This window comes from Shewanella psychrotolerans, from assembly GCF_019457595.1.
Classification (GTDB): Bacteria; Pseudomonadota; Gammaproteobacteria; order Enterobacterales; family Shewanellaceae; genus Shewanella; species Shewanella psychrotolerans.
This window is the reverse complement of the sequence record NZ_CP080419.1, coordinates 516642-534954: the sequence shown is the minus strand read 5'-3', so window position 1 is coordinate 534954 and position 18313 is coordinate 516642. Positions and strand designations below refer to the sequence as shown.

The 18313-nt window shown below is 45.7% G+C and carries 14 protein-coding genes; 6 read left to right on the top strand and 8 right to left on the bottom strand.

Annotated elements, in window-relative coordinates; translation table 11 throughout:
- Positions 1 to 58 precede the first annotated feature (58 nt).
- Both K0I62_RS02435 and K0I62_RS02430 read left to right on the top strand, forming a co-directional pair.
- On the top strand, positions 59 to 385 hold the full coding sequence (locus tag K0I62_RS02435) for a hypothetical protein (protein ID WP_220069967.1): 327 nt from the start codon (positions 59 to 61) through the stop codon (positions 383 to 385).
- Between the two features lie 44 nt (positions 386 to 429).
- Entirely contained in the window at positions 430 to 783 is a 354-nt protein-coding gene (locus K0I62_RS02430) for a hypothetical protein (protein WP_220069966.1), read from the top strand.
- A 163-nt stretch (positions 784 to 946) separates the two neighbouring features.
- On the opposite strand, the gene K0I62_RS02425 is transcribed toward K0I62_RS02430, so the two are convergent.
- From K0I62_RS02425 to K0I62_RS02410, 4 genes are all read right to left on the bottom strand, one after another.
- Positions 947 to 3349 (bottom strand): zinc-dependent metalloprotease, encoded by a 2403-nt coding sequence (locus K0I62_RS02425; protein WP_220069965.1) that lies wholly within the window; start codon positions 3347 to 3349, stop codon positions 947 to 949.
- A gap of 141 nt (positions 3350 to 3490) precedes the next feature.
- Positions 3491 to 7198 carry a response regulator gene (locus K0I62_RS02420; RefSeq protein WP_220069964.1) on the bottom strand — a complete coding sequence of 1236 codons (3708 nt, stop codon included), beginning with the start codon at positions 7196 to 7198 and terminating at the stop codon, positions 3491 to 3493.
- Positions 7199 to 7465: 267 nt separating this feature from the next.
- Positions 7466 to 8860 carry a PhoH family protein gene (locus tag K0I62_RS02415; protein ID WP_220069963.1) on the bottom strand — a complete coding sequence of 465 codons (1395 nt, stop codon included), beginning with the start codon at positions 8858 to 8860 and terminating at the stop codon, positions 7466 to 7468.
- A gap of 148 nt (positions 8861 to 9008) precedes the next feature.
- Positions 9009 to 9194 (bottom strand): hypothetical protein, encoded by a 186-nt coding sequence (locus K0I62_RS02410; RefSeq protein ID WP_220069962.1) that lies wholly within the window; start codon positions 9192 to 9194, stop codon positions 9009 to 9011.
- A 41-nt stretch (positions 9195 to 9235) separates the two neighbouring features.
- Here K0I62_RS02410 and rapA point away from each other — a divergent pair, with 41 nt between their 5' ends.
- Together rapA and K0I62_RS02400 are read left to right on the top strand one after the other, a co-directional pair.
- Positions 9236 to 12142, top strand: a complete 2907-nt coding sequence (rapA, locus tag K0I62_RS02405) for an RNA polymerase-associated protein RapA (RefSeq protein ID WP_220069961.1) — start codon at positions 9236 to 9238, stop codon at positions 12140 to 12142.
- A 134-nt stretch (positions 12143 to 12276) separates the two neighbouring features.
- Positions 12277 to 13137, top strand: coding sequence for a DUF3530 family protein (locus tag K0I62_RS02400; protein WP_220069960.1), 861 nt, complete (start codon positions 12277 to 12279; stop codon positions 13135 to 13137).
- Positions 13138 to 13151: 14 nt separating this feature from the next.
- Here K0I62_RS02400 and K0I62_RS02395 read toward each other — a convergent pair whose 3' ends face one another.
- Positions 13152 to 13649, bottom strand: a complete 498-nt coding sequence (locus K0I62_RS02395) for a YqhA family protein (protein WP_220069959.1) — start codon at positions 13647 to 13649, stop codon at positions 13152 to 13154.
- 126 nt (positions 13650 to 13775) lie between these two features.
- On the bottom strand, positions 13776 to 14582 hold the full coding sequence (locus K0I62_RS02390; RefSeq protein ID WP_220069958.1) for a crotonase/enoyl-CoA hydratase family protein: 807 nt from the start codon (positions 14580 to 14582) through the stop codon (positions 13776 to 13778).
- A gap of 399 nt (positions 14583 to 14981) precedes the next feature.
- Between K0I62_RS02390 and K0I62_RS02385 the strand changes: the two genes are divergently transcribed.
- Both K0I62_RS02385 and K0I62_RS02380 read left to right on the top strand, forming a co-directional pair.
- A complete protein-coding gene (locus tag K0I62_RS02385) occupies positions 14982 to 15977 on the top strand; it encodes a response regulator (RefSeq protein WP_220069957.1) in 996 nt (331 codons plus the stop codon).
- 13 nt (positions 15978 to 15990) lie between these two features.
- A complete protein-coding gene (locus K0I62_RS02380) occupies positions 15991 to 16950 on the top strand; it encodes a GGDEF domain-containing protein (RefSeq protein ID WP_220069956.1) in 960 nt (319 codons plus the stop codon).
- 160 nt (positions 16951 to 17110) lie between these two features.
- Here the strand turns inward: K0I62_RS02380 and rraB are convergent, their stop codons facing one another.
- Together rraB and K0I62_RS02370 are read right to left on the bottom strand one after the other, a co-directional pair.
- Positions 17111 to 17518 carry a ribonuclease E inhibitor RraB gene (gene rraB / locus K0I62_RS02375; protein ID WP_220069955.1) on the bottom strand — a complete coding sequence of 136 codons (408 nt, stop codon included), beginning with the start codon at positions 17516 to 17518 and terminating at the stop codon, positions 17111 to 17113.
- A gap of 33 nt (positions 17519 to 17551) precedes the next feature.
- Positions 17552 to 18283 carry a 1-acylglycerol-3-phosphate O-acyltransferase gene (locus tag K0I62_RS02370; protein ID WP_220069954.1) on the bottom strand — a complete coding sequence of 244 codons (732 nt, stop codon included), beginning with the start codon at positions 18281 to 18283 and terminating at the stop codon, positions 17552 to 17554.
- Between the last annotated feature and the right edge of the window lie 30 nt (positions 18284 to 18313).

The window sequence follows — 18313 nt, the reverse complement described above, 5'->3', positions numbered from 1 at the left end:
CTATCTTAAGTCGCCAGTTTGCGATACATTTTACGTATCGAATCGATAAGGATCCAAGATGAAAGCCGCTTTGATATTACTGTTAGCCATAGTTAGCACAGCCGCTAGCGCTGTGGATGATGAGACGCTATCGACTCAACAGCAGATTGGTTTTATGGTGCAATCCCTGGCTGATGCCATTGACTCGCCCTCTCCAAAATCGGTTGAGATTATTGCTCACTATGGCACTAACTCACGCTATTATGTGATGATTCGTGGCTGGCTAGTGCAAGAGTTAACGGGTATCGAAAGCCAGCTGGCGGCGCAAGGTGACAATGCCGATCCTGTGCTAGTGAACAAAGCCAAACACTTAAAAATCAGCCTTAGGCGTATCGACTTAGAATAGTTAACCTAAACTCGGGTTAATTAATCATCCCAAAAGAGAACCCCATGAATAAAGCCATGATTGCCGCCCTAATGTCAGCATTTATCTGTCCGGGCAGCGGCCATTTCTACCTTAAGCGTTATAACACGGGCACGCTTATTTCATTTATTAGCCTGTCGGGTTTGGTATATCTGTTATATAAAGCGGTTGAACGGGCACAGGCGATCTCCGATCGCATCCTATCTGGCGAGATCCCGCTGGATGTTAATGTCATCTACCAGCATATCAGCCAAGTTCCTGCAGGCGATGATAGCCAGTGGATTAACATTGCGACCTTTACGTTTATCGCAGCTTGGCTTGTGGGTATTATCGATGCTTATCGTATTGGTAAGCTATTGGACAAACAACAGGCTAGCTAACAAACCTCGACTTTAAGTAAAAATGAACCTCTGTTGGTGCTAATGGTAGGCTACCATTCAGAGCCTGAAAAGAAGACCGCTAGAAACTTTCTTCATTCGGTGCGCTCTCTATCACGAAAGTACACTAAAAAAGCCCCTTCAAATAGGGGCTTATCGCTATCAGTTAAATTGGTGATCCCGGCGGCATCGGTAGCGGCTTAGAAATAAGTTTAACCTTTGCGTCGACGAGCGCTTGCTCTACGCCTTGGCGCAACCACTCAAAATGTGCCGCCTCATAGGCGCTGCTGCGCTTAACCTTACGGCTCAATTGCTTCAAGACATAATTTAACCTATCCGCTAACAGGGCTTTGACTTCGGGGGAACTATCGTCACTGTGATAGCTACTGAGCAGTTGCTCTAACACCACGGCATTAACTCGCATCCAAACGCCTAATTCGGAGCCAGTAGGAATATCGCTATAGAGTGTCGCCCCCAATAATCGATCGACTAAGTTCAATACCGACAACTGCTCTTTATCGGCCAAGTACCCCTGCTCGACTCGGTTTAAGCGTGCTGGCGAGAGTAGTTGCTGACAAGTATGACGGCTAAGCACTTCAGCCATACCTACAGGATCTACAATAACTCCTGTAGCACCGACAAAGCTTTCCCTTGTCGCGCCATAATTACCCGATTTAGGCACTAATGCATCGACCACGTTAGTCGGAATGTTCAACGCACTAGACTTTAAGGTGCGTAACAGACTATCGAGCGCCTCTTTTTGTAACTCTGGCGCCATATAATGCCACTCTCTACCCGCATCATTGGTTCTATAGCTGTAATCACTACCGCCAATAAACTTGGCTGCAGCGGTGATTTGATAACGTGTTAGCAAATAGATTGGCACGAAAGCATCACGCAACTCGCCATAGGGTTGATCAGCCAACAACGCAGATGCGGAGAACTGTTCGATGGCTTTCTCGCGCACAGCCCCAAGACGATCGAGCTCACTAACGGGATCTTGACCATTATCCCAAAGACTTGCATAAGCATGGCTTGCTCCTTGAGCGCGCGAGTCGGCCTCGCCAATATAACGCAATCCCTCAGACTCCACATCACTCATGAGTTTGGCAAGCTGTTCGGATTGATGCTCAGGGCTGTACTGACCATAACCATAGGCAACGGTAAACTTATCCCAGCGGCCAATACCTTCATCATAGGGGGATGAAATATCGATGCTATCACCATTTAGCGTTGCCTTGGGATGGGGGTAGTCCATCACTGATGCATTATCATTGCTTGAGGCGGCAAAGTTATGATCTAGCCCTAAAGTATGACCGACTTCATGGGCGGCAAGCTGACGAATACGCGCGAGCGATAACGACGTAGCAGCCTCTTCGGCCGCATCTCTATCTTGCCATCCAGCCGTTAGGCCACGAGCGATAAGGTGATCTTGTCGTACTCGCTGACTGCCTAAAGTGACATGACCTTTAATGATCTCACCTGTGCGCGGATCGGCAATGGCGCTGCCGTATGACCAACCCCGAGTCGCACGATGCACCCACTGGATCATGTTATAGCGAATATCTTGTGGATCGGCATCCTCTGGCAGTAATTCAACCTTAAAGCCATTGATAAAACCTGCATTAGTGAATGCTTCCTCCCACCAACGAGCACCTTCAAGTAACGCGCTGCGGATCGGTTCTGGTACGCCGGGATCGAGATAGTAAACAATCGGTTTTACCACTTCAGAAGGCGCATCTCCGGGTGTCACTTTTTCTAATCGATGTCGCAGCAAATGGCGTTTCACAATGTCTTGATTAATGGCCGTACCATAATCAAGATAATCGTCAGAAAGGTAACCACTCATAGGGTGATATGCCCTAGGCTGATAGTTATCATCGGGCAGCTGTACAAACGAATAACGCATGCGTATCGACAGGTATTTTCCATCTGGTGTCACCTGAGCAAGCTGAGTTCCAGCCTTGGCGCTATTAAAGGTTAATAGCACGTCAATGTCGCTATTGCGCTCGAAGGATTTAACTCCCTGAGGCAGAATAAACGATCTCTCCTTATCTAGACGATAATCGCCCTGCTTAGTGTATTGGAGCACATCGCCAACACCATGAAGATCGTTAACGACCAGATCCTTAACCGACACGATAGCTCGCTGGCCCTCAACAATCTTGCCACGCCAAAGCACGGATTCAGCAAAGGCTTCTTTAACAGCACGCTGCTCGGCAAAGTTATCGGTATTGGCACGGTACTTGGTATTGAGCTGCTTTAAAATAAGATAGGGACCATGACGCTCAAATTGCACCATACGGGTGACACCAAGCTGGCCTCGGTCTAAACCGATATCATTGGAACCAACACCATGAGGCACGCTGGTTAATAACAAGAATGGTTGATTTAAGCGGTTGGCTTCGAGATACAAGTCGCCAGACTGTTTTTCATAAAATAGATTGATAAACCCTTGAGATAATTGACTCGTTTTAATCAATTTAGCACTACTATCTGGTGCAGCAATAACGTTGGCGGTAGGAAGGATCGCTAGAGCGACGGCCAACGCAAGTGTAGAGGGTTTCATGGGTACTCCTAATTTAGGCAGTTTGTTGTTTTTATGAGCCAGTCGAAAACCTAGCTTAACAGGTATTTTCGCTGCCTCAAGTGCAAATAATGGCTAAATAAAAAGGGAGCGAATGCTCCCTTTTTATCAACTGAGTCAAGATCAACGACTTTGGTTAATCCAATGGCTAAGGGTATCGAACAACTCATTTAATACTATCGGCTTAGTAATATGAGCATTCATGCCAGCCGCCAAACTCTTTTCTTTGTCACCCGACATTGCATGGGCTGTCATAGCGATCACAGGTAATTGCTGTTGAGAATAACGCTTACGCAGCTCTTTTGTTGCGGTTAAACCGTCCATCACTGGCATTTGAATATCCATCAATACCGCGTCATAGTCTCCCTTATCAACCATAGTTAACGCCACTTGACCGTTTTCAGCCACATCAACTTCGTAACCCGCACTTTTCAGTAGCTCTGTCGCAACTTGCTGGTTAATAAAATTATCCTCAACCAATAGGATTAAACCTGACACTTGACTGTCACGCTCTTTGGCTGGCTCCTTGGCCAATTCAAGGGCAGGATTAAGCTTAGGTTTATCCACAAAGGCGGAGATGATCTCATCGAACAATGCCGAGGCTTTAAAGGGCTTTTGTAACATGGCATAGATATCAAGATCATCTAAATCATCTTTAAGCGGCTCAGATGCGTAGGCGGTCATCATGATGATCACGGGGCGTTTATCTAGACGGCCATCGGCTACCATCATATCCAGCTCTTTAATCACTTCAATGCCATCCATTTCAGGCATCATCCAGTCTAACAAGAGCAGATCAACAGAGCGACGACCCAGTTTGTATAACGCCTCGGCGCCACTCGCGGCCGTTTCAACATCGAAGTGAAAATCTCGCATCGCACTGGAATAGATCTGTAACGCGGTAGGATTATCGTCCACGACTAAGGTTCTCAGTTCCCCTAGAACTTCAGGAACCACCAGTTTCTTCACTTCGGCTTCTTCAGCAATTTCAAAGCTAATCGTAAAGCTAAAGGTACTACCAACACCGAGCTCACTCTCAACCTGCATCGTACCGCCCATCATGGAGACCAGATGCTTACTAATAGACAAGCCCAGCCCTGTTCCCCCATATTTACGGGTGGTGGAACCGTCAGCTTGAGCGAACGCATCAAACAGGCTCTCTTGTTGCTCTTTGCTAATACCAATACCGGTATCACGAACCCAGAATTTCAAAGTAATTCGATGATCACGCTCACCCACATCTTCGCAGCCCAGTTCAATCTCACCATGCTGAGTAAACTTGACCGCATTACTGAGCATATTGATTAACACTTGCCCTAGACGTAGCGGATCGCCTTCGAGGATCAATCCCGCAGTGACTGGTGCATATAGCAGTAGCTCGACCCCTTTCTCTTGGGCTTTGAGCGCATTAAGATCGAGCGCATGATCCAGCACTTTGTCGAGCGGGAAGGCAACCCGTTCGAGTTCAAGCTTACCAGCCTCAATCTTAGAGAAATCGAGAATATCATTGATAATTCGCAGTAATGATTGCGCTGAGAATCCCGCTTTATCGAGATAGTCAGCCTGCTGCGCAGTAAGCGATGTCCGACTAGCTAACTGCAACATACCAATAATGGCGTTCATTGGCGTGCGGATCTCGTGGCTCATATTCGCCAAAAATTCACTCTTATACAGGTTAGCCGATTCCGCATCCTGCTTGGCTTCTAACAGCGCGACTTCGTTACTCTTATGACGGGTAATATCCTTGTGAGTACCCAACATACGTTTAGGCTGGTTGTCATCAGTGAACTCGACCACTCGACCACGACTAAGCACCCAGTGATAGAGGCCGTTCTTGCCACGCATCCTAAATTCGATTTCGTAGGCGCCAACTGGATCGGCTAAATACTGCTCACGATACTCTTCCACGCGGATACGATCATCGGGATGAATAAGCTCATCGATAGTCGAAACTAACGCTGGGAACTCATTGGTCTTATAGCCCAGCATAGAGTAGTAGGCAGGGTTACAGATGATCTGTTCCGAATCTAAATACCAATCCCATAGGCCATCTTCTACCGCATCCATCGCGAGATGATAACGCTCTTCAGAAAGACGTAGCTGCTCGGCAGATTCATATTCACGGGTCACATCACGCCATACGGCAATCAAACCTAATAGTTCACCGCGACGGTTGTAAAACGGAATTTTGAGGGTATCGAGCAGTACAGGTTTTCCAGCAAGTTCCACTTTCTCTTGATATCGCAGTGGCGTGCGTTCAGACAATACACGTTCATCTTCGGCGCGAATGCGGATAGATTGCTCATTGGTCGTCATTGACAAAGAATCTTGACCAATCATCTCACTCTCGGTGAAACCCAGCATACGTTCGGCAGACTTATTACAACCTAAGTATTTACCCTCTTTATCTTTAAAAAGAATCGCCTCAGGAATGGAATCGAGCAGTGAACGTAGCAGGGCATATTCCCGCTCCCGTCGCTCAGTGGTCTCTTTTAGTCGCTCGGTGCGACGAGCCACCAGCTTATCGAGGCGGCGGTTTTGCTCTGCAAGGTGACGAGTATATTGCTGGTTCTCCTCAAAAATACGGCTAACCAACTGGAACCAAGGCTCCCATCCTTTAGTGATCTTCTCTGGTGGCTTACGAGGCTCCTGTGAACACCCCTCAAGGTGAGAAAGTAAACGTGATGCCGGATTTACAAACGAACGCCGCGTCTGCCAATGTACTATGGTCACCAACACAGATAGCGCTATCACCACCAGCAAGAAGGTTAACTCTAATTTTTCCCACGAGTCTTTAAATAGCTCATTTTCATCTTGCAAATAGAGCAAACGCCACGGGGCATTTTGCAGTGCCACTGAGTGAATATAGTAGCCGTTACGCATGATCCCTTCGTGGGCATCAAACAACTCTGACTCGGGCACTGAGTGCAACGCCGAGGGGATCTTCTGGCTGATATGATAAACCCGGCTGATATCAGCGGTATCAATGTCACTGTCGGACAAAATGTTGTTTTGCTGATCGAGCAAAATCACTGTGCCAGGCATTTTGAAATAGAGGCGGATCTGCTTAGCAAGCGATGACAGGGTCATATCTAAGTTAATCGAACCGATAAATTCATCTTCAAGGTAGATGGGCACACCTAGGGTGGTTAGTAACCCTTTAGCGGTCGGTTCGACATAGGCCGGACTCCAAAACACGCTGCGCTGAGGATTCATCGCTGGCGTCGCGAGTTGGAACTGATTTTTATTAAGTAGCTCTTCTCTAAAGCGCTGCTCGTCCGATGGCCAAGGATAATAGGACATCATTCGGTGTTTAGAGATGTAATAGATGGATGAGGCTTTGGGGGCAGCTTCGGTAGCAACAGGGAAAGAGAGAGATAACTCAAATAGCATTTCAAGTTCTTGGTAAAACTTATCACTGCGGCCATTGAGAGAGCCTGCGCCCGTAATTCGTCCCATATTGGTAAATGGTTTACCACTAGTGGCATAACTAGGTTCTAAGGTAAAAAACTGCCCGCTTTCGTTAAATTTTTCATATTGGGGCAAGCGCTCGGTACGCACCAGTTCGCCCAACTTTAAGTGATCCACCGCCACATTGCGTAAGCTTTTTACCGCTCGAATACTCGACTCGAGTAATAAATCGATTTGCAATACATGGCGCTCAACCAACTCTTCGCGTTGGGACATCATCTGGGTTTTCTGCCGTTCAAAAAAGACCCAAGCAGTCAACAGAGCCATAATAATTACACCGATATAGGTGTAAAACACGGCACGGTTATAGTTTTTTTGGATCGGTGACTTAAGTTGTAAGTCCGGCTCTGTCGATTTCATTCATTACCTTTAAGAACAAGTGCCTGCCATAATGAATCCATATCATGGCACAACATATTCCTCATATAGTATCAGGAACCAAGTGCTTTGGAATACAAACTACAATGGGCTAGAGTAAAACTTAAATAATTTGTGAGCACTACAACGCAAAAAGACCCCAATCGATGGAGTCTTTAACACTCGGGTCTATTGAGCTTTGCCTGTAAATGTGTGTTGCTTCACCCAATAGCCCGACAGTGGCAGCTGCCTACAGAGTCCCTTTGAAGATCACAAATTCTCCTCCGCAAATTCGGCTAAACGTGAGCGCACTACGCCATTGAGATAAACATTGGCACTACCTTCAAAGTTTTTGAAACGTTCCACTATATAGGTTAATCCCGAGGTGACCGCAGTCAGATAGTTAGAATCAATCTGCGCTAAGTTACCGCTGCAGATCAGTTTGGTGCCCTCGCCCATTCGGGTGATCATGGTTTTAATTTGTGAAGCGGTTAGGTTTTGACACTCATCGAGCAATACCACAGAGTTTTGGATCGAACGACCGCGCATGAAATTAATCGATTTAAACTGGATATTGGCCTTATCCATGATGTAGTTCATACTGCCACTTGGGTTAACATCATTTTTATGAAGAACTTCTAAGGTATCGGTAATTGCCGCCAGCCAAGGCGCCATTTTCTCCTCTTCGGTTCCTGGTAGGAAACCAATAGATTCGGCGATTTCAGGGGTGTTTCGCGTCACGATTACCTTGTCGTATAAGCCGCGTTCCACCACCATCTCTAACGCTGCGGCCATCGCCAGTAGTGTCTTACCACAACCGGCAGGCCCAGTGAGTATCACCAGATCGATATCAGGATCGAGCAGCGCCTGTAACGCCATGCCCTGATAGATATTTTTAGGTTTAATTCCCCATGCATCTAAGTGCAGCAAGCGCTCTCGACCGAGATCAAGGATCTCTAAATCCTTGTCGTTATTGCTCAGGACTCGCCCACAGAAATTAGACTCTTCGTCGATGAGGTATTGGTTGGTGTAAAAGTTCTCCTCTCCTACTTCAGCAAGCGGCACTGTGTGCACAGTATGACGCCCCTGACTCTCTGTGGTCACATGCTCTTTGCGTTCCCAGAAGTCGCCGTCGAATTGGTGAAAGCCTTTCGTTAAAAAGCGAATATCATCGATTAACTGGTCAGTGCGATAATCTTCGACAAAGGAGATACCCGCTCCTTTTGCCTTCAGACGCATATTAATATCTTTAGTGACCAAAACAACTTTGCGGGGATGATGCAGATTTTGCAGATGTAATGCAGTGTTGATAATACGGTTATCGTTGTTATCGCCGGGAAGCGATGCTTGAGTGAACTCCAATTGATGATCGGGGAAAATAGACAGAGTACCAACGGCGTCGCCGTGACCTTCACGTTTAGGTAAATCCACCCCATTGACAATCTGTTCTGGGGTCGTCTGCCCACCGAGGATATCTTCTAGCGCTCTAATCGCGACTCGAGCATCTCGGCTAACATCTCGTTTTCTATCTTTGATCTGGTCTAATTCTTCCAGAACGGTCATGGGGACAACTACATCATGCTCTTTAAATGAATAGATAGCTAAAGGTTCATGCAGTAACACATTGGTATCCAGTACAAACAACTTCTTGTCGTTTTGTTCCATGGCGCCTCCACTTGTGCGTAGGGATAAATTGTCGTTAAGCTAGCACTTCGATAATCAACACTCTCCTTCTAGTCAGTATAATCGGCTTGAAATAATAACCACTTTCAAATCCATACTGACACCAAAGCCGATGAGCTTCAATCGAAAATTAAAGTCCCAAAATGAGCAGACTATCGATCAGAGACTGAAAGCGATCGATGACATTAGGATGACAAACCCGCCACATCAAAATTCGATTGATGGATTTGTAATCTATAGGGTTAGCAATTAGGCTTTTAAACAGAGCGGTAACGAGGCATTTGTGTTCGACATCATAGCCTCGATTGGATAACATACGCGCCCTTCCGTGATTCACCCTGTAGATGAGAATTTGTAATGCCCTTTTCCTTAGGTCAACGTTGGATTAGTGATACCGAATCAGAGCTTGGTTTAGGTACTGTTGTTGGATTAGAAGACCGTATGGTCACTGTGATGTTTCCGGCAACCGATGAGAACCGCATGTTTTCGCGCAACGATGCGCCATTAACACGCGTAATTTACAATCCTGGCGATACCATTGAGAGTCACGAAGGGTGGAGTTTGACGGTTAGCGAACTGGAAGAAAAAAATGGCTTGATTATCTATCACGGTGTGCACGCCGAAACGGGTGAGCAAACCAGCCTAAGAGAAACCTTGCTTAACCACAATATTCGTTTTAATAAGCCCCAAGACCGCCTATTTGCAGGCCAAATCGATCGTCTCGACAGATTCGGTGTCCGTTACCAAAGCCAACTGTTACGCCACAAATTAGCCACCTCAGATCTACTTGGGTTGCAGGGACCTCGTGTCGGCTTAATTCCACATCAGCAGTGGATTGCTCATGAAGTGGGTCAACGATATGCACCAAGGGTACTACTTGCCGATGAAGTGGGCCTTGGAAAAACCATCGAAGCGGGTTTGATTATCCATCAACAACTGCTAACTGGCCGCGCCGAACGTATTCTCGTCATTGTGCCAGACACTCTGCGCCATCAATGGTTAGTGGAAATGCTACGCCGCTTTAATCTGCGCTTCTCGGTATTTGATGAAGATAGATGTGTCGAAGCTTACGCCGATCACGACAACCCTTTCTATACTGAGCAATTGATTATCTGCTCACTCGAACTGCTACGTAAAAAGAAGCGCTTAGACCAAGCGTTAGAAGCTGACTGGGATCTAATGGTTGTCGATGAGGCTCATCACCTTGAATGGACCGAAGAGGCGCCAAGCCGCGCTTATCGTGTGGTTGAAGCCTTAAGTGAAGTGGTACCTGGGGTATTATTACTGACGGCCACCCCAGATCAGCTTGGCCACCAGAGTCACTTTGCCCGTCTGCGTCTGCTAGATCCCGATCGTTTTTACGATTACCAGGCCTTCCTTAAAGAGGAGGCGAGCTACAAAGAGGTCGCTATCGCTGCCGATGCACTCGCCTGCGGAGCTAAGCTTCCAGATGATGCTGTTGCGAGCCTAACAGAACTGCTCAGTGAAAAAGATATCACCCCGACCCTACGCCTTATTGAAGATGACAGCGTCGATATCGATCTGCGTAATGACGCTCGCGATGAATTACTGCAAGAACTATTAGATCGTCATGGTACAGGCCGAGTGCTTTATCGTAATAGCCGCGCCTCGGTAAAAGGGTTCCCGACCCGTATTTTCAACGCACATCCTCAAACCATGCCAGCACAATATGTGACTGCGGCCAAGGTATCGGCCATGATGGGCGGCAGCACTGACATTAAAACCAAAGTAAAACAGGCATTAAGCCCTGAGAAGCTGTATCAAGCATTTGAAAGCGATAGCGCCAGTTGGTGGAAATTCGATCCGCGAGTCGATTGGTTAATCGACTTTTTGAAGAGCCACCGCAGCAAGAAAGTGCTGATCATTGCCAGCCAAGCAGAAACCGCCCTCAGCCTTGAAGAGGCATTGCGTACTCGTGAAGGTATTCAAGCTACGGTATTCCACGAAGGTATGTCGATTATCGAGCGTGATAAGGCGGGAGCTTACTTTGCTCAAGAAACCGGTGGTGCTCAGGCACTTATCTGTAGCGAAATTGGCTCAGAGGGACGTAACTTCCAGTTTGCCAGCCATTTGGTACTGTTCGATCTGCCGCTGAACCCCGATCTATTAGAGCAGCGTATTGGCCGTCTCGATCGCATCGGTCAAGCAAACGATGTAGAAATTCATCTACCTTATCTTGAGAATACAGCTCAGGAAAACCTAATGCATTGGTACCATAAAGGGCTAAATGCATTCGAGCAAACCTGCCCTATTGGTCATATTCTGTTTAGCGAGTTTTCTGAGGAGCTGTTGACTCAATTGGTTTATCAAGACGAAGACCAATTTACCCAGCTACTCAATCATACTCAAACTCGTTATAAAGCCTTGAAAAAGGCGATGGAGCAAGGTCGTGATAAGTTACTTGAGATCAACTCGCATGGCGGTGACAGAGCCAATAAATTGGTAGAGAGTTTAGCTGCGCGGGATGAAGATACTCAGCTTATCGGCTCGGTAATTCGCCTGTGGGACATCATAGGTGTCGAGCAGGAAGATAGCGGTGAAAATGCCATCGTATTGCATCCCAGTGAGCATATGATGTTCCCTACCTATCCAGGCTTACCCGAAGATGGCATCACGGTCACTTTTAACCGTGAGATGGCACTGTCTCGTGATGATATCGCGTTGATCACTCAGGAACACCCATTGGTTCAAACGGGCCTTGATTTGATCACCTCGTCGGAAACTGGCACGACTAGTGTTGCTATCTTGAAGAATAAGGCACTGCCAGCAGGTACCATCTTCTTAGAGCTCATCTATATGGCTGATGCGTCTGCACCAAAATCGAGCCAGCTTTATCGTTATATGCCACCAACCCCCGTGCGGATCTTATTGGATAAGAATGGCAACAATCTGTCTGATAACGTCAGCTACGAAAGTTTCGATAAGCAACTCAGTGCGGTTAATCGCCATATCGCCAGCAAGCTAGTGAATGCCTCGCAAACGATTCTGCACCCGCTGTTTGCTAAAGCAGAAACCTTCGCAGAAACTGAACTTGAGTTACTCAGAGAAAGCGCAAGATCCAAGATGACAACCCAATTGACCGCTGAACTTGAGCGCTTAGAAGCACTTAAAGCTGTTAACCCTAACATTCGTGATGAAGAGTTAGAGCACTTGCGTTCGCAAATGAATGAACTCAATACCTATTTAGATGGTTGCCTACTCCAACTCGATGCAGTGCGTCTGGTCTTGGTCAGTCACGCCTAGTTTTTTACGGCATAGAGATAATTAAAAAATGCAGGGGTTAATCGCTCCTGCATTTTTTTATCTCCTTAAAATTTTTACAGCCTTGAGACAAAACCCATTATACTCAGCCAATAACAATCTGCTTTAAGCCTTTAATGAAACGACTCGCACTTTACCTTGCTGCACTGACGCTTTTGTTCTGTCTCTCTCCTGCCTATGGTGCTACTACAACACCCACTTACGATTACCTCCCACAAAGCGAGGTTGCAACTCTAACCGTAGGCGATCAATCAAACTATGCATTAGTTCGTTCTTGGCGTGGACACTTTCAATATGGCGCTGCAATATTAATAGCTGATTTTGATACCCATGCCGATCCAACCGGCCTCATTGGCTACCTTAGAAGACATATCAACGATAGGGGTTGGGCAAGTATCAGTCTAGAAGCACCATCTGGCGCACCTGAAATCAATCATACTACCGATGCAGAGGAGGTCAGCAAACCAGGCGAGAAGCAGCTTGAATTAAAGGCCAATAAAGCCCTGCCCAAATACAGCGAAACACAATGGCAGAAGGTCAGAGAAGCACAGAATAACCAGTTAATTCAAACCATGAATCAACTCGATAGCTTAGGTCAGCCTTACCCAGGTAAGCGACTTTTAATCGCCTCAGATAGAGGAGCAGGCTTAGTCATATCACAGCTCAATGCTGGCACCCTGCCTAAACCTGATATGCTAGTGATCATCAACCCCTATTTAGATCATCCTGACGAAAACCAACAGTTAGCTAAATTACTCAGCGAACTGGATATTCCGGTGTTAGATATCCAGTCGCCAGACGGACCTGCCCAGTCGCTAACCACAGCCAGTGAGCGACAAACATTGTCACCGCTCAACCAGCCTCTACGATATGAACAGCAACGCCTAGCGCTCAACTTAGATCAACCTAATGCGTGGCAAAATACCTTGGTATTAATTGACGGCTTCGCCAGAAGGATCAATAAAGCATATCCTTAGGCATAGCCTCAATATCACTTCTTATCTTTGCTGAGCATCAATGCCAGTGCGACGAGAACAACAATGATCCCCATGTAGAGCAGTTCCAACATAGAAGCAGGCTTCATCTCGGTAAAGTAAGAAAACACCTTGATAATTAACATCATCAAGATCACTTTTCCGAGTTTACTTTTAAGCGAATCGATACTGCTGATGACTAGAATTTTACCGCCTGCAACGCTATCTTCTGCCGCCTGTAGATTACTGATAAATAGCTCATACAAACCAAACGCAAAAATAAGTAGTACAGAACCAAGCAGAAAAGTATCTAAAATTTCGACGACCACCATCACTAACGAGTTGCGGACATCATAACTGCCTGTCATCAAATAGTCCCAAAGCAGCGCAATCATATGCACCACATCTTTGATCCCCATGATAAACACAACAAAAGCGGCAATGACACAGGCAAAAACGCCGAACATTACCGATAAGCGACTGCTCCATAAAAAACGTTCAAACAACTCTCGCATCGATGAGTTCCTAATAATGATATTGGTGGAAGATCCTAGCCGTCCGACGACTTAAGGTCTCAAGCAAATAAATAGAGTGTGAACTAGCTCACCTTCAAATTGCGACAACTCCGTTTTCGTCAGCATTTACCACCATGACTGACGCTGTTGATAGGCACGCTCAGGGTCCTTAGTTTGACGAAGGGCAGCAATAATCCGATTCTTGCCTAGTAATAAACGGATCTGATATAGGCTTTCACGGCATAATAAACTACGCTCACTCGCTCGCCAATTCTTGTTAATACTCGACTTTATTGCAGCATTAGCATCGGGAGAGGTTTTCGATAACTGCTGAGCTAAACGATTAGCGCGCTCGCGTGGTTGCTCACATACCTCTGTGACTAAACCATAACTCTGTGCCTGCGTTGCCTCAATAACCTCAGCTGTCATGGTTAATAACAACGCAACATCTTTACCAACTAGCTCCCTTAACCCAACAAGCCCAGCCATATCGGGAACGAGTCCCCACCTTGCTTCCATAATTGATAGGCGGCAATCAGGACTGGCAATACGCACATCAGCCCCTAAAGCAATTTGCATCCCGCCGCCATAGCAGATCCCCTCTAGCACACAGATAACGGGCACAGGTAAGCGTCGCCACCCAACAGAAACTTGCTGGGCAAGATTGGCGTTACCAGGCAACCACTTGAACAATAATTTTACTGCCTGCATAGGAGAGCGCATCACGCTACTGACATCGAGCCCAGAACAAAAGTTTCCGCCACTGCCCGTTAAGATAACGCAACGAATAGACTTATCTTGAGCGAGGCGGCGCTGAACCTTACGAATAGAAGTAAAAAGCTGGTAATTTAAAGCATTATATTTATCAGGGCGATTCAACTCGACAATGGCAATTCCTGATTCGACAGTCAAATTAACACATGGATGTCGCATTCCTTTACTCCTCAAAACCACTGGTCTGTCCAGAAATAAGAATGTTAACACATTTGTAATTTTTACCTAAAACATATAACATCCAACGATTTTTTGACTGGGGTCAAAAATGTGTCGCTCGAATTTTACCTATTAGGCTCGATCTGATAGTTATGGTAGCGAAGCATAATTTGTCATATTTTTTTACAGTTACTCGAAAGTGCAGAAGGAAGATTCACTGTAATTCTTAAATAAAACCATGATTAGCATGGTCTGATATACCCTGCCCTGAAAGCTCGGAAATATTAGGCTTTCTCAGACGACTCAACAAAAAACAGCCCAAAATGAATGTGTTTCACCCGAAATTCACCAATTAGTGTTATCTTCAATAGAAGGGCAGATTAGGATGTTATATATAGAATGTCGATCCCAGTACTAATATGTGATGATTCTGCACTCGCTAGAAAGCAGATGGCACGGACACTTCCAAAAGAGTGGGATGTGGAGATCACCTTTGCAAATAATGGCGCCGAAGGTATCGAAGCCATTAGAGCGGGCAAAGGTGAAGTGGTTTTTTTAGACCTCAATATGCCAGTAATGGATGGGTATGAGGTACTCGAAACCATCCAAAAAGAAGATCTTCCAGCGCTAGTCATTGTGGTGTCTGGCGATATCCAAATAAAAGCTCATGAGCGGGTTAAGGCTCTTGGTGCCCTCGATTTTATTCAAAAGCCGGTTAGTGCGGATGCCATCAGCAATATATTGCAGGAATATGGAATATTAACCATCGCCCTTGGTGAGAACGCTAACGATAATCCTATGCTCGAAGTCGATTTAAGGGATGCATGCCAAGAGGTCGCTAATGTTGCGATGGGGCGTGCTGCAGATCTGTTAGCAAAATTACTCGATGTGTTCGTACTTCTTCCGATCCCAAATGTCAATGTACTCGAAGTTAGCGAGCTCACCATGACACTCAAAGCGACGGAGCAGTACGGCACAGTTTCTGCGTTGTGCCAAGGCTTTATCGGTGCAGGGGTTGCGGGAGAAGCCTTACTACTCTTCCATGATTCCTCATTTCAAGATATGGCAAAGCTCATGGGATTAGCTAATCCTGAAGATACCAATACTGAAATAGAGGTGATGATCGATACAGGTAATGTGTTGATCGGCGCATTTCTTAGTGGTATCTCAGAGCAATTACATATGAAGTTCAGCCAAAGTCACCCCGTGGTGCTTGGTCGACATTGTACCGTTAACGATCTTATTCACGATAACTCCGAAAAGTGGGCAAGAACGCTAGCGATGGAGATTAACTATCGCATCGAAGGTCATGATATTCAGTGTGATCTGCTACTGCTATTTACCGAAGAATCATTACCGACGCTCAACTTCAAGCTCGGTTATCTGTTAGATTAAGTTGGACTCATACATGGCATATGATCAAAGCGCAATGAACGAACTACACTGGCTTATCGATATGGTACAAACCATAGAGGTCGGCTTGGTGGTATTAGATCGTAATTATGATATCCAGCTCTGGAATGGCTTTATGGAGAACCACAGTGGAATCTCTCCTAATTCCATTAAAGGTGCCAACCTGTTTGATAAGTTTGATTACCTTCCTGCGACTTGGTTAAAACAGAAAATGGAATCGGTTTTCCTATTGAAAAACCGAGCCTTCATCAGTTGGGAGCAGAGGCCATTTGTATTTAAATTTGGTAATTACCGCCCAATTACAGGCCGTGCAGACTTTATGTACCAAAATGTCACCCTACTGCCGCTCTCTTCGCTTACGGGTCAGATAACCCATATCAGCATGATTATCTATGATGTAACCGACGTCGCCATCAACCGCTTACAACTCAAAGCCGCGAATGAACGATTAGAGCACCTGAGTCAAACCGATGGTCTTACGCAACTGAATAATCGCAGACATTGGCAAATGTGCATGCAACGTGAGTTTGATCGCCACACTCGTTATGGTGAACCAACAACTTTAGTCATGATTGATATCGATAACTTTAAGCGGATCAACGACACCTATGGCCATTTAGCTGGTGATAAGGTAATACAACATGTGTCGCATATTCTAAAGCAGTCACTCCGTGAAACAGACTGTGCGGGTCGTTATGGCGGCGAGGAGTTTGCAGTGGTCTTATCTAACACCAATGCAGAACACGCCCTCAATTTCGCCGAGCGCTTACGAGAAAAAATAGCCGCTTCAGAAATGCGTTACGAGAGCGTTAAAATTAGCGTTACCGTAAGTATTGGGATCTGTGATATTGGCACAAAACTGGAAAACAGTGCAAAGTGGTTAGCCAATACAGACAACGCGCTCTATCAAGCTAAACAAGCAGGCCGAAACTGTTGTGTGACGTTTAAAGAGTAATACTAATTGGTATTATATTAAGCAAGTTGCGATAACCTGCCGATAATCAACCCGTTTTATATCTCTAATCACTAAAAAACCTTAGCATCGAGTCATGCTAAGGTTTTTTTGTACGTAAGCAATATTGCTCACTCACTCTGATTTAGCGCGATATTAATGATTAATGGAAACGAGCTTCGTCTTCATCAAACTCGTCGTCATCTTCGTCGACTTCATCACCAATAAAGTAAGTCCCCCAACCGTCATAATCAACTTTTTGCTTAGCGGCTAGGTTAATAAGATCTTCACAGGCTTTATCGAGCAACTCGACTTCTAATTTGTGATAGGCGATAGCATCAAAACAGAAGATCACCGAACCATCATCCAGTTCCATCTCTTCGGCATCATTAACTTCAAAACCCATTTTAAACGCTTCAACAGCAGCTTTTTCAAGACGATCAAAATTGGTCGCTGAGAAATGGTGTTCGATAGTGTACTCAGCATCTGGCTCAGAACCATCAGCAAGGATCGCCTCAACGATCTCTTGATTCTCTTGTTTCTGTTCCTGTAACTGACGTTCTGTAGACATGGATCACTCCGAATTTATCTATAATATGATGAGTTAAACGGCTTTCTTCGCCATAAGCGTCATGGCTTCATGGTTTAACTGGGCTAACTTTTCCGACATCATGGCATGGATGCGCGTCGAAAGCTCTTTAACTTGTGTTTTAGCCAAACCTTTGGTCTCTATGGGTTCCATCATCTCAATGATCACCACGCCATTATTCCAACGATTAAGCTTAATATGTTCTTGATTTGAGGCTAGCACAGGCACCATAGCAACACCGGCTTCTATCGCCGTATGAAATGCACCCGATTTAAATGGCAATAAACCTTTTCCTCGAGAACGAGTTCCCTCGGGGAAAATCCATATCGACAGGCATTTCTCTTTGATCTTCTTAGCCGTTTCCGCCATGGTCTCAAACGCTCGATTACGATTTTTACGGTCAATAAGAATATTACCCGACAACCAATAGATCTGCCCAAAAAATGGGATCCACGCTAGGCTTTTTTTGCCCAAACTCACCGTTCCCTTCGGCACTGCTGCCGTATGGGTAAACATATCAAAGTTATTTTGATGATTCGCTAAATAGATACAAGGCTCTGTTGTCTCAAATTTAGCTTTACGCAGTACGACTTTCACCCCTAACACAGGCGCTGCCCACGAAAATATTTTAGCAAACAGATGTACGTTATCACGATGACGAGGCCTAAGCAGACAATAGAGCCCACCAAAGACAAATGCCAATAGCAACATAATAGCCAAGATCAATGATCTGAGGATTAACAGCACAACTTACTCCTGTGATTTCAGTGGCGATAT